At 51.5% G+C, this 13191-nt stretch carries 10 protein-coding genes and 1 tRNA gene; 4 read left to right on the top strand and 7 right to left on the bottom strand.

The window, feature by feature from the left end:
- Positions 1-49: 49 nt before the first annotated feature.
- The 3 genes from B3K89_RS05810 to B3K89_RS05800 all read right to left on the bottom strand — a co-directional run bounded on the left by B3K89_RS05810 (position 50) and on the right by B3K89_RS05800 (position 4154).
- On the bottom strand, positions 50-1093 hold the full coding sequence (locus B3K89_RS05810) for an acyltransferase domain-containing protein (RefSeq protein ID WP_293894438.1): 1044 nt from the start codon (positions 1091-1093) through the stop codon (positions 50-52).
- Between the two features lie 107 nt (positions 1094-1200).
- Complete coding sequence (locus B3K89_RS05805; protein WP_293894435.1) at positions 1201-2184, bottom strand: TAXI family TRAP transporter solute-binding subunit; 984 nt, start codon at positions 2182-2184, stop codon at positions 1201-1203.
- Positions 2181-4154 (bottom strand): TRAP transporter permease, encoded by a 1974-nt coding sequence (locus B3K89_RS05800; RefSeq protein ID WP_293894432.1) that lies wholly within the window; start codon positions 4152-4154, stop codon positions 2181-2183. The genes B3K89_RS05805 and B3K89_RS05800 overlap by 4 nt, the downstream gene beginning before the upstream one ends.
- 81 nt (positions 4155-4235) lie before the next feature.
- On the opposite strand from B3K89_RS05800, the gene B3K89_RS05795 reads away from it, so the two are divergent.
- The 3 genes from B3K89_RS05795 to B3K89_RS05785 all read left to right on the top strand — a co-directional run bounded on the left by B3K89_RS05795 (position 4236) and on the right by B3K89_RS05785 (position 6092).
- Positions 4236-4577 (top strand): hypothetical protein, encoded by a 342-nt coding sequence (locus tag B3K89_RS05795; RefSeq protein WP_345907175.1) that lies wholly within the window; start codon positions 4236-4238, stop codon positions 4575-4577.
- Positions 4578-4701: 124 nt separating this feature from the next.
- Positions 4702-5142 (top strand): nuclear transport factor 2 family protein, encoded by a 441-nt coding sequence (locus B3K89_RS05790; protein ID WP_293891009.1) that lies wholly within the window; start codon positions 4702-4704, stop codon positions 5140-5142.
- Positions 5143-5150: 8 nt separating this feature from the next.
- Positions 5151-6092 (top strand): SDR family NAD(P)-dependent oxidoreductase, encoded by a 942-nt coding sequence (locus B3K89_RS05785; protein WP_293891006.1) that lies wholly within the window; start codon positions 5151-5153, stop codon positions 6090-6092.
- Between the two features lie 83 nt (positions 6093-6175).
- On the opposite strand, the gene B3K89_RS05780 is transcribed toward B3K89_RS05785, so the two are convergent.
- The 4 genes from B3K89_RS05780 to B3K89_RS05765 form a co-directional block, all read right to left on the bottom strand.
- Positions 6176-6259: transfer RNA gene (locus B3K89_RS05780), tRNA-Leu, on the bottom strand.
- A 6-nt stretch (positions 6260-6265) separates the two neighbouring features.
- Positions 6266-6736 (bottom strand): hypothetical protein, encoded by a 471-nt coding sequence (locus tag B3K89_RS05775; RefSeq protein WP_293891003.1) that lies wholly within the window; start codon positions 6734-6736, stop codon positions 6266-6268.
- 95 nt (positions 6737-6831) lie between these two features.
- Positions 6832-8055, bottom strand: coding sequence for a threonine synthase (locus tag B3K89_RS05770; RefSeq protein WP_293891000.1), 1224 nt, complete (start codon positions 8053-8055; stop codon positions 6832-6834).
- Positions 8056-8115: 60 nt separating this feature from the next.
- Entirely contained in the window at positions 8116-9585 is a 1470-nt protein-coding gene (locus tag B3K89_RS05765) for a pyridoxal-phosphate dependent enzyme (RefSeq protein WP_293890996.1), read from the bottom strand.
- A gap of 377 nt (positions 9586-9962) precedes the next feature.
- Here B3K89_RS05765 and ygfK point away from each other — a divergent pair, with 377 nt between their 5' ends.
- Positions 9963-13184 (top strand): putative selenate reductase subunit YgfK, encoded by a 3222-nt coding sequence (gene ygfK, locus B3K89_RS05760; protein ID WP_293910191.1) that lies wholly within the window; start codon positions 9963-9965, stop codon positions 13182-13184.
- Positions 13185-13191: the final 7 nt, after the last annotated feature.

The following is a 13191-nucleotide window of genomic DNA, read 5'->3' as shown; positions in this document are numbered from 1 at the left end:
GATGAATGACGACACATTTCCCTATGTGTCCAGTATATGACTGGATTGGTTATTCGAGCAAGAAATATCCACCCATGGTACGGAAGGTGACTCCCTCACAGAGTGCTCTTTGTATGGAGCGCTGCAGTGTGGTTGTTGCCTTCCACTGTGGAATATCCTCTGCTGTGGCTGTGAAGCCAAAGACCCGTTCGAAAATCTGCGGAGTCTGGAAGGGAACGGGGAATTTGGAGAAACGCTCCATGAACTGTACAATATTGCTCTCTTTGCCTGCAACCAGAGACAAGGCCGGGTCGAGCAACCAAGAGGTGCAGACCACCACCCGATGTGCTGGAAAGAAAGCTTTTGCCTGTGTAAGCGACGCATCCACTGCATTACCGATAAGCCGCTCACCGGCTGGTATGTGCAGGTGCAATACTTCAGTAGTGGCGTCAGCGATACAGTGCAATGCAGCTTTGTCAAACAGGGTGGGCTTTGCTGCCACATTTCCTTGCCTGCCGTCCACCACATGTGCTTGCAGCATGAGCCCATCCTCCGCAAGGGTAGTGATGAAAGAGGATTTCTCTTCATCGGTACAATACCCGTTTGCGTCACATGCCAGGTTCGCTTCAGCAATGGTGACGAGCCTGGCACTGTCTTCTACTCGATAGATGCGAAATGGGGCTTTGAGGCATGCTGGCTCAAATTGCAGCCTCCCCAGCCTCAGGATCCTTGCACACAGATGGCGGGCGATCCAAAAAACCTGGGTCAACCCGGTCTCCAGGCCATGTGAATCGGCATAGGTCTGTGTCCAGAGCTTGATATCCGCCAAGGTATCCAAGCGAATTGCAGGTTCAATGGATAGCTCATCATAGAGAGAGCAGACACTATCATAACAGGTATGGATAAGGTGCAGGGGATACAGCGGGCCAAAGGCCTGCAATCCTTCAAAGAGGATGGTCCCTGCGGTTTTCTCGTCCCGCATTTTGATGGCTTCACGAAATGTTGCCTTCATGGTTGCATCCTGCTTACCCTTACAATACTGCAAAGCTGCCATCTCAATATCCAAACGTTGGCGCTGTGAGAATCCGAGCTCGGTAAAGAATCCATCTTCCATACTTCGAGCATGCATACCAGTCTGCCATGAGTCAAGTTCTTTTGCCAAAACAGGGCAAACAAAAAAGCCGGGATTGAACAACCCCGGCTTTGGTGGATGCATCAGGTTTACAGCAACCCAATTTCGCGGTAGTAGCGTGCAGCACCCTCGTGCAAGGGAAGCCCCGCCAAATCCTTGACTGCTTCCTTGGGATTGACCTGCTTCAATGGAGCCTGGGTGGCTTTCAATTCCTCGAAGTTTTCCCAGAACGTCTTGGTCATGTCGTACACAACATCGGCATCGACACGTGCATCGGTGCAGACGGTGATCTTGATTGCCGAAGTCAGCACGTCGGCTGTCTGGCCGGGATAGGTGCCGGCGGGAATGGTGTAGGCGCCGTACCAAGGATAGGTTTGCTGCAGCTTTTTGATCAGGTCCATGTCGAGGCTGAGCAATTTGCCGCCGGCCGTTGAAAGCATTTCGGTAACTGCAGCATTGGGAATTCCGGCCATGATCCAAGCCCCGTCCAGCTGCTTGTTGCGCATCAGGTCGATTGCTTCGGTGAATCCGACATACTGGACTCTCAGCCCATCAGGATAGTTGACTCCGCTGGTCTTGAGGTGCAGGCTGGTCTCCACTTCCGTCGTCGACCCTGGAGCTCCTGAAGCGAATCGCTTGCCGCTGAGATCTGCAAGCGAATTGATGCCGCTGTTCTGTGTGACAACCACTTGGTTTGGGTTGGCGTACAAGCCGATCATCACTCTGAGATTGGGGTTGGGTCTTCCCTCGAATGCTCCGATACCGTGAAAGGATTCATACATGATGGACGTAACGGCAACTCCCAGCTGGGCTTCGCCATCGGCGATCATATTCAGGTTTGCGATTCCTCCGGCACTGGCTTGGGCACTGACCCTGACGTTCTCCAGCTTGGTGTTCCACAGGTTGGCCATTGCCGATCCAAGCGGGTACACGGCTCCGGTAGTTGCCGCGGTGGGGAAGTTGATGACTGTTTTCTTGACAGGCTGGGCTGCTCCTTCCTTGGCGCCTGCGGCAAACAGCAGGCTTGGGACGAGCAGGGTGACAGCCAGCAGTAGTGCTCCATACTTTTTCATGCGATTTTCTCCTTGGGTTGTGATCTCTTCTGCAAATATTGGAAAGTCAAAATGACTCCTACGAGCAAGATTGCAACCAAGTCGGTAACCAGTCCGGTTTCGATGAATAAAAGGCCGGCTGCAACCATGACTAGGCGTTCAATGAGATTCAGCTTGCGCAGCAGGTACCCCTGCAGGCCTGAGGAAAGGGCGATGACCCCGATTGAAGAGGTAAGCAGAGCCCTCAGGGTTGTGAGCAGGGGAACCCCTTCCGTACTTCCCAGCAAGAGAATGGGGTTGTCCAAAAAGAAGAAGGGAAGGATGAACCCGGTGAGCCCGATTTTTACCGCAATAAGGCTGGTCTTTGTCTGGTCGGAGCCGGCAATGCCGCTTGCAACATAACTGCTCATTGCCACGGGAGGAGTTATGTTGGACAGGCATGCATAAATAAGACAGAACATATGAGCGGCCATGGGAATTGCTCCGGCCTGGATAAGGACGGGAACGGAGACTGTCGATACGATGACATACGCTGCAACTCCGGGAACTCCCATGCCGAGGACGATGCTCATGATCATGACCATCAAGCCGCCGAGATACAACTGGCCCTCTCCAACAATCCTGAGGATGATGTATCCGAAGTTCAGACCCAGCCCTGTCAGGGACACCGTTCCAATGATCACCCCGATGATTGCACAGCTCATCCCCACCGCTATGGCTGAACGCGCACCTTCGACTGTGGCTTGTACAATAACAGACCAAGTCATTCTTGTATCCTTGCGGAGCCATGAGGCGCCGATGGTGGCAAATATTGCAACTACGGCACCAAACAGCGGGGTGAATCCAAAGCTGAGCAAGCCGATTAGGACTACCAAAGGAATAATCAGATGACCTTGCTTTTTCAGAACCACCATGGCGTTGGGAATGTTTTCTTTGCTCAAACCGGAGAGGCCGAGTCTTTTTGCTTCGAAGTGAACCGCAAACAGGAGGGTAAGGTAGTAGAGAAATGCCGGGATGCACGCTGCAAGCAAGACTTTTGTGTAACTTACTCCCATGAATTCCGCCATGACAAAGCCAACGGCGCCCATGATGGGAGGTGCAAACTGCCCGCCGGTGGAAGCAACTGCTTCGACTGCGGCTGCAAACTCCTTCTTATAGCCGGTTTTCTTCATCATGGGGATGGTGATTGTTCCAGTTGTAGCCACATTGGCTATGGCCGATCCATTGATCATGCCCAAAAGAGCACTGGCCAGCACCGCAACTTTTGCAGGTCCTCCGGCAGTTCTCCCTACCAACGTCAGGGAGATGTCGTTGATGAATTGGCTGAATCCACTGTATTTCAAGTAAGCTCCGAAGAGCACGAAAAGGAAAATGTAGGTGGCACTCACCCCTATTCCTACGCCAAAGATCCCCTGGCTGCCCCAAATCATGTGGTTGAGTACCCGTTTGACGCTGAATCCGACATGGCCGAGATCTCCGGGGATCCACTTGCCCAGGAAGTTGTAGAGCAGGAATATCAATCCAAGGATGGCAAGGTTTTTACATGCCCGCCGCCCGGCTTCAAAGATGAGAACCATGATGATGCCTGCAACCCAAATATCGAGACTGATCAGATATCCGCCTCGTTTGGCAACCGGGATGTAATTTTTCAAGAGATAGGCAAAGCTGACGCCGAGTATTGCCAGCAATACCATATCCCAGACAGGTGGAAGGGCGCGTTTTCGGTTTTCGGAAGGGTAGGTTGGAAACAAGAGAAACGTGAAGAGCATGAGAAACAGGAGGTGCCAGGTCCTCAGAGACATAGCATCGATGATGCCGATGGTATTTGCATACACTTGAAATACAGACCAAAGAAGGAATAAGCCAGTTATTACTGTTCCAAGCGGACCTGAGTACTCTCGAAGCTTGCTGTCTGATTCTTTCTTGTCCAGCAACTCTTGGGCAATGAGCTCTTCCTTGGTGAACTTTTTCTCTGTTGTATTGTTTTGCATGACACCTTTCCCAAATGTTCCCTTCAATCTAGAGGTTGATGCGTCTTTTGTCAATTTGGATATTCACAATTGTGTATAAAAATGGAATGGGTATACACAAGGTTGAAAATTTACAATAATTTTTCTGTCATTTGCGGAAGCTTCACTGGAATGGATACTCATCCAGGTAATTTGGAGCACTCCCACAAACAGATGGTCAAGCTGATTGTTGCCAGTGACTGTGGTATGATTTTAGGTGCTGAAGTTTATGGAGGAGCGAGCACCGGCGAACTCACCAATGCCATTGGCTTTTTGATTCAGAATCGCGTAACAGTCAAGCAGCTGTTGACCATGCAAATCGGTACCCAGCCATTGCTCACCGGTTCTCCTGCTGCCTATCCCTTGGTTAAGGCTGCAGAGGTGATAGTCAAGAAAATGCACTGATGCCGGGGATGATTTCCCTTTCACGAGCCCTGCCAACATCTGATGTTGCAGGGCTTTTATGGTTTTTATTCAGGATTTATTGAAAGTCATGGTATAAATGAAGCTCAAGAGAGGATGGCATCTTATGGACTATGCAATCCAGAGCAAAGAGCATCTGAAGAACCTGTGGACCAATATCTATAATACGGAAGGTAAACCTGACTGGTCACATATCCTTCCCTATTATTCCAAGGATATCTATTTCTGTGACACTGTGCAAACGATTCACGGCATAGAAGAGTTCAAAGCAATGACCGAGCGCCTGATCGCCCGTTCGAACAACCTGAAGATGGATGTGAAGAACACTGCCTCAAACGGCAACATCATTTTCATGGAGTGGGAGATGAGCCTGAGCTTCAAGAAGTATCCGAACTCGTCCATTTATGGATGCAGCAGGGTAACCATCGATGAGAAAGGCAAGATCATCGAGCAACGCGATTACTACGACCTTTGGGGGGATATTTTCGACAATATCCCCAGGTTCAACAGGATGTATCGCAAGTTCATGCACAAGAAGTTTGGTTGAGGCTGTCTATGAAGAATCCCTATTGGAAACAGTACCAGTGGTCGAATATCAGTGCGATGCTGAAAAACAACAAGGCAGTGCCCAAGCAGGAATCCAAGGAATTTTCTGGTCGGTTGGTCGTCATTACCGGTGCCACCTCGGGTATCGGATACGAGACGGCAAAACTCTATGCAAGCCACGGTGCCGACCTGTTGTTGATCAATCGAGACAAAGAGAAATCAGAGAAGCTGAAAGCAGAGCTTGAGCGGGATTTCAAGGGTGATTACACGTATTTCATCGCTGATTTTTCTAATCTGAAAGATATTCATGCTGCTTCTGATTATTTAGCTTCGCTCGACCAAAAGATCAGTGTCCTCATTCACAACGCCGGGGTGTACAACACGCACAAGCGCTTCACCGGCGACGGTATTGAAGAAGTGTTTCAAGTGAACTACCTAGCCCCGTTCATCATCACCTACAAGCTGCAGGACAAGCTGATGGCGCAGGGTGAGACCAGGGTGCTCTATGTGAACTCGGAGGGGCACCGGTTTGCCTTATCTGGATTAAGGCTTGACGACCTGGCTTGGAAGAAACAGCACTATACAGGACTCAAAAGCTATGGTTCGGCCAAGACCGCCCAACTGCTCTCCTTGTTCCCCTTCAGCCGGGTTTTTGCAGGCAGCACCGTTACGGTCAATGCAATGCACCCCGGTGATGTCCTTACCAACATGGGGGAGAACAATGGACGGCTGTACAGATTCTTCAAGCATCACATGATTAACCCGTCAACCCGCTCTCCCCGCTTGTCGGCAGAGGCGCTCTACTATCTGGGAGTGTCGGATGAGGTAAAAGAAACAACAGGAAAGTTTTTTAATTTCACCACGCTTGAGATTCCTGCACCGCATGCGCTTGACCAATCAGTAGCAGAGAAGCTGTGGCAAAAAAGCTTGGAAATGGGGCACCTCTCATAATGAAAAAATGTACATAAAAGTACACTTATACTTGTATGTACATTTTTAAATCATTATAATATATAATTATGTAATAAAAGTTTTGCCGAAAACGGGACTTGAACCCGTACGCCCTTGCGAGCAAGGGATTTTAAGTCCCTTGTGTCTACCTGTTCCACCATTTCGGCCGATACTTATTGCTCTTGTGTCTCCACCGTCTGAGGAAGTACTGTTGCATCGGTCTTGATCGGAATCAAACGCTTGATGAACGGCTGCACCCCGACATACGTTTTCTGGAACTCGTTCTCGCTCTCCTTCAACGCTGCCTGCCAGGCTGCCCCGAAGCCGGGACTGTTGATGGTGAGACGGTCTACTGCAAGTTGGTAAATCTGAAGCCGTGCAACTTCCTTGCGACCGGGCTTCTGCGAGTACGTGCTCAAACTGATGCGTAGATTCTCATTTTGCTTTTTCAGCTCTTCGTTCTGCTCTTTCAACTTGGCAAGTCCTTCACTCTCCAAATCCATGCGGTCGGTCAGCATCCGCTTCAGCCGCTCGGTTTCCTTGTTGGTGGCAAGGATCTCCCGATGCCGTTTGGTGGACATGATCACCACGAGGACGATGGCCAGTACTACTCCAATTCCAAGACCGATTAGAAAGTTCTGCATGCGAATCTCCTCATCACAGCATAAAAGGTACTGCAAGCGGGGCCTTTTGTCAAAGGTGAATGGAGCAAGCAGCATGAATTGCTCCATCCCTTGTTCTACTTGAAGCGATTCTCTACAGCTTCTACGCTGTTCTCGATTGCTTCGGGAATGGAAACCGTTCCTTGGAACACCGCCATGTCCTTGAAGCCGCTGCCGGTGAGCAAGGTGCACACATTCACATTGGCTCCAAAGCGTTTGATGAGCATTTCACTGTCCACCGTAAGGGCAGCCCAGGCACATGCTGCCGCCGGCTCGACGAAAATGCCTGCCTCCTTGGCCAGCTCAAGCTGAGCGGCAAGTATCTGCTTGTCGTCCACCTCGGTGGCCCAGCCTTCGCTTTCCTTGATGTACCGGACCGCCATGCGGCCGTTTGCCGGGCTTTCCACACTGATGGAGTCGGCACGGGTGGTGGCTTTTGCAAGGTTGGAGAAATCACCGGTTTTCCATGCCCTGCTGATGGCATTGCTCTGCTTGCTCTGTGCACAAACAATATGGGGGATTTTCTCGATGAGCCCGGCCTGCTTCAAGTCGTAGAATCCCTTGTATACGCCGGCGTAGATGCAGCCGTCGCCGACGGGGACATAGACGACATCGGGCACACTGCGTCCCAGTTGCTCAAACAGCTCAATGGAGATGCTCTTCTTGCCCTCGATGGTCATCGGGTTGTAGGCTGTATTGCGGTTGATCCCTCCAAACTTTTTGGTGTAGGCGATCGAGAGTGCGAATGCATCATCATACGAACCTTTCACAGGGACCACCGTGGCTCCGTAGAGCACGCTCTGCATCAGCTTGTTGACCGGAGCCGTGGCGGGAACGAACAGGATTATTTCCAGTCCATATGCAGCTCCGGCACAGCTCATGGCCGCTCCTGCATTGCCCGTTGAAGCCAAGGCGATCTTGTTCTGCTTGTGCGCGATGGCTTGGGCGGCGATCAGTTGGCTTGCCCTGTCCTTGAAGGAACCGGAAGGCAAGGCGCTGTCCAGCTTGCAGCTCAGGTTTGCAAGACCGTACTTTTTGCCAAGACGAAGCGGCTTTGCAAGCGGGGTGCCGCCTACCGGATATACTTCGCTCGTGGGTACGGGATAGGGAAAGAAATCAAACATGCTTACATGCTCTTTGCTTCCAAGGGCCTTCAGGTCCTCACTATTGAGCTTGACGATGACATTTCCCTTCGGAAATGATTTGCCGTCATTGTCCTTGGCACACTTCGGGCACTGATAAAACACTTCATTCGTTTCATACACGCTGTGGCAGTCACAGCACTCGTAGGTAAAACGCATACATCCTCCGTTAAGAAAAAATGCCGGACGCAAGGCCCGGCATGGATTGTCTAGACTGGTTTATTTGGCCAGCACTTCCTTGTTGAATGCCTCAATCATAGCATCAATCTGCTCGGCGTAGGCAGGAATCTGCTTCCAATAGTTCTTGTCGTACCACTGTGCGTTGATTTCTTCATACGTCTTGCCCTGCTGCTCGACCCAGGTATAGTACTTGAGGTTGTGGATGCGCAGTCTTTCATAGTAGGTAAGCTCAAGAGCTCCGTCGATCGACTGGTGGTGCAGGCAGCCGGCCAGTGCACGCACTGCAGCGTACTCATCAAAGGCACCCTGGATTTCGGTCTGTTCAGCCAAGCGGGAGGTGTACATCTCCGAACTGTCCGTCAGCACTGTGAAAATGACGTCGTCGGCTTCGAGTTCATAATATTTGGCCATTTTGATGGAAGCCAATACATTGGCGATTCCGCTGATGCCGTACAGGGGAAGGTTCGCAATATCTTCTTCGCTTACACCCATCTTCTTCAGGTACTCAATACCCGCCGGCTCATTGAAGAGACGGTAGACATCCATACAGTCCTGATCGTCGACGGCGATGACCATGTCGGTGTTCTTCACGTTGTGGACCCAAGGTACATGCTTGTCCCCGATGCCTTCGATTCTATGACCGCCGAAACCGTTGCGCAGCAGGGTGGGGCATTGCAGCGCTTCACTGGCGGCGATCTTGAGGTGGGGATACTTATCTTTCAGTGCATCTCCGGCTGCAAGCGTTCCGCCCGAACCTGTTGCGGAAACAAAGCCCCGTACATTCTCATCTGCAACTTTCTCATCTTTCTGAAGCACTTCGAGGATGGAGCCACCGGTTACGGTATAGTGCCACAGATAGTTTCCAAACTCTTCGAACTGATTGAAGATTACGATATGTGCACCACGCTCTGCATCCAGCTCATGGCACTTGTCGAAGATTTCCTTGACGTTTGATTCACAGCCGGGGGTTGCGATGATTTCACCGGCGACGGTCTTCAGCCAGTTGAAGCGTTCCTGGCTCATTTCCTCGGGAAGAATGGCGATGGACTGGCAGCCCAAAAGGGCGCTGTTGTAGGCACCACCGCGGCAGTAGTTGCCGGTGGACGGCCATACAGCCTGCTGATTCACCGAGTCGAAGTTGCCGCTGACCAAAGCAGGGGCTAGACAACCATAGGTTGCACCGACTTTGTGTGCTCCGGTGGGGAACCACTTGCCGACGAGGGCGAGAATACGGGCTTTGACGCCGGTAAGTTCATGGGGAACCTCAATATAGTTTACACCGCCGAAGGTACCGCCGGTCTTGGTGGGTTCGTTCTTCCAGGTAATCCTGAAGAGGTTGGAGTTGTCAACATCCCAAAGACCTACATGGGAGAGTTTTGCCTTGATATCCTCAGGTACGGTAGAGGGATCCACCATCTGTTTGAACGTGGGGAGCAGGATTCCCTTTTCCTTGCAGCGTTTGATATTCCTTGCCCGTACTTCTTCATTGACATTCAAATTGATCAGCATGTCTTATCCTCCGTGGTGACACTTTGTTGCTTTTTCAGATTAATCAAGTATACCGTAAAGAAGTAAAATGTAAAGCGATAATTCGTGAAAGTTGAATTTTTGGAATATAATTTGCGTTAAGTAGTAGTATGTACTTATAAATTTTTCGAAAAGTACGATTTTCGAAAGACTGTTTTTAACTTTTCCCCTTAGTCGGGCATCCAATATGGATACCGAAGGGTGGGGAATCGGCAATCGTTGCCGTATCAGGAATTCCAATCCAATGACACACTATTTGTTGCGAAATGTTGCAAATTTTATTGACTTCTCTCCAATCTGGATTAGAATGAATAAGGGTCGGGCCGCATGCCCGACCAACCCTATAGGAAGGAGTAAGTATGGGAGATATCATGCGCCCCGTTCCCTTCTCGGAACTAATCAGTCGTATTATCGGTGAATACCGAAACCATCATTCCATTTTTGGCATTGCCGAAGAGCAATTCTATCAGGATTCAGGGAAAAAAAGCATCAAGGTGTTCGGCCAAAGCTGCAGTACAGCCCTTGGTCCCGCCGCCGGTCCCCATACCCAGCTTGCCCAGAACATCATTGCCAGCTATTTGGTTGGTGGTCGGTTCATGGAGCTCAAGACTGTACAGGTCATGGATACCTTGGAGATCGACAAGCCGTGCATCGACGCCCGTGATGAAGCCTACAATGTTGAGTGGTCGACCGAGTTCACCCTCCCCAAGGCTTGGGATGAATATGCCAAGGCATGGATCATCCTCCACATGCTGGAAGCCGCCATGCACAAGGGCAAGTTCGAAAAGCCTTCGTTTATTTTCAATATGTCGGTCGGTTACAACCTGGAAGGCATCAAGACAGCGAAGATGCAGCAGTACATCGACAGTATGATCGACGCCCGCAAGGATGAGCGGTTCAATCAGTATCTCTCCGAGATGGAAGCACTGTTCGATGAAGGCTTGTTCGATGGAACGCCTTGGGAAGGCCTGGAAAAGAAGATGAAGGGCCTGAGCACCAAAATCAGTGCCAACATCAGCCCCTCCACGACATTGAGCACCATGCACGGCTGTCCCCCAAAGGAAATCGAAGCCATCTGCACCTATATGCTCACCGAGAAGAAGGTGGATACCTTCGTCAAGCTCAACCCGACGCTGCTCGGCTACGACCAAGTCCGCAAGATTCTTGACGACCTTGGCTATACCTACATCACTCTTACCAGGGAAAACTTCGAGCATGACCTGCAGTACGGCGATGCCATCGCCATGCTTGCACGCCTTGTCAATCTCGCCAAGAAGGAAGGGCGCGGCTTTGGAGTGAAGCTGACCAATACGCTGGGCTCGGTAAACGACCAAGGCGTCCTGCCCGGCAATGAGATGTATATGTCCGGCCGCTCACTGTTCCCAATCTCCACTACGGTGGCAACGCTTTTGAGCAAAGAGTTTGCCGGAAAACTGCCCATCTCCTACAGCGGAGGTGCTACCGCTTTCACGGTCAAGCAGCTCTTTGAAAGCGGTATCAGGCCGATCACCCTGGCAACCGATATGCTCAAGCCCGGTGGGTACACCCGTCTTACGCAGATGGTAAAAATCCTTGAGAAGAGCAAGGCGTGGGGCATGGTCGGCATCGACTTGGCCAAGATTGAGAAGCTGTCAACGGATGCCCGTTCGGGTTCCTTCAACGAAATCGAGAAGGATTTCAGAGGCGACGATACGATCAAGATCGGTGAGAAGCTTCCTCTGTTTGACTGCTATGTGGCTCCCTGCCAGGTGGCATGCCCCATCCATCAGGATGTACCGGAGTATGTCCAGCTGGTAGGCCAAGGCCGCTATGGTGAAGCACTTGCCCTCATTTATGACAAGAACGCCCTTCCCGCTATAACCAGTCACATCTGCGACCACCAGTGCCAGCTTCACTGTACCCGCATGGATTATGAAGGAGCGGTGAAAATCCGCGATATGAAGCGCATTGCGGTGGAGAATGGGTTCGAGGCTTTCAAGCAGCTGTGGGAAGGGCCGACCGATAAGACGTTGATCAAGGCCGCTGTGGTAGGAGCCGGCCCAGCAGGCCTCTCTGCCGCATATTTCCTCGCTCGTGCAGGTTTCGACACTACAGTCTTTGAAAGGGAGGAGAGTGCAGGTGGTGTGGTCAGGCATGTCATTCCAGGCTTCAGGCTTCCCGTTGAAGCCATTGAGAGCGATGTCCAGTTCATCAAGGCCCATGGGGTGCAGTTCCATTTTGGTGTCGACACCGAGGTCATGACTGTTCAGGCTCTCAAGGACCAGGGGTTCTCATACATCTTTTATGCCATCGGCAGTGAAGTGGACAACGATATTCCCTTGACCGGTGACCGAAGCCGGGTAAGGCAGTCCCTTTCGTTCCTCTCCGCTTTCCGTAAGGACCCATCCACAATCAGTCTTGGCAGGAACGTCGTGGTTGTCGGCGGCGGAAACACCGCCATGGACAGCGCCCGTGCTGCTCTTCGCATTCCCGGGGTTGAGAAAGTTTCCGTCATCTATCGCCGTACCGAGGCCGAGATGCCGGCCGACCATGAGGAGTACGGTCTAGCCAGGAAGGAGAACATCCAATTCATCTTCCTCGCCAATCCTGAGAGGTTTGAAGGCAACATCCTTACTGTGAGAAAAATGGAACTCGGACAGAAGGATGCGAGCGGCAGAAGAAGACCGGTGGCAACACAAGAGACCTTCACCATCGAAGCCGACACCATGATCACCGCCATCGGTGAACATGCGGATACCGAAAGACTCACCTGGTACGGAGTGCCGGTGAATGAGAAGGGTTGGCCGAAAGCAGATGAAGAGACCAAGGAGTCCGAGGTCGAGAACGTCTACGTCATCGGTGATGTCCAAAGCGGTCCTTCCACCGTGGTGCGGTGCATCGCCAGTGCACGAAGTGCTGTCGAGGCAGCCATTGACAAGGTGCTGGGTCCCGAGGATGAGGAGGAAGACTGCGATTGCGGTCATGATCACGACCACGACCATGAGTGCATCTGCGAGGACGATTGCGACTGTGACGACGAGGACGATATGACCGACGAAGAGCGCTTGGAGCTCGAGAATGATGAAAACAAGTTCTTTGCCGAAGTCGCCGAGAAGAAGAGCAAGATTCTTGTTTCCAAACAGTTTTCTGATGCCGACTTCGCCGCCACCGAGGCTGAGCGGTGCCTTGAATGCTCATACCTGTGCAACAAGTGCGTTGATGTCTGCCCGAACCGTGCCAATGTCGCCATTGATGTCCGCAACACCGGTGTGTTTGCCGACCCGTTCCAGATTCTTCACCTCGACGCTTACTGCAATGAGTGCGGCAACTGTGAGACTTTCTGCCCATACGACGGCGGTCCGTACCGCAAGAAGTTTACCCTCTTCAGCTTGAAGGAAGATTTTGACAACTCCACGAACAACGGCTTCTATGCAGAGGGAGAGGACATCATCATCCGTCTCGACGGAAAGGTGTATGACTGTTCCTTGGATGGGGAGGGAATCCTGACCGGCGATGAGGAAGGCATTACCGATGAGGTGGCCGCCTTGATCGAGGAAATCTATACTTCCTACAGCTACCTGCTCGGGTGCGTGGAAGCATAAAGGAGAG

The sequence above is a fragment of the Sphaerochaeta sp. UBA5849 genome (assembly GCA_002432715.1).
Classification (GTDB): domain Bacteria; phylum Spirochaetota; class Spirochaetia; order Sphaerochaetales; family Sphaerochaetaceae; genus Sphaerochaeta.
Note: the sequence above shows the minus strand (reverse complement) of the source record. Positions and strands in the feature narration are given on the sequence as shown.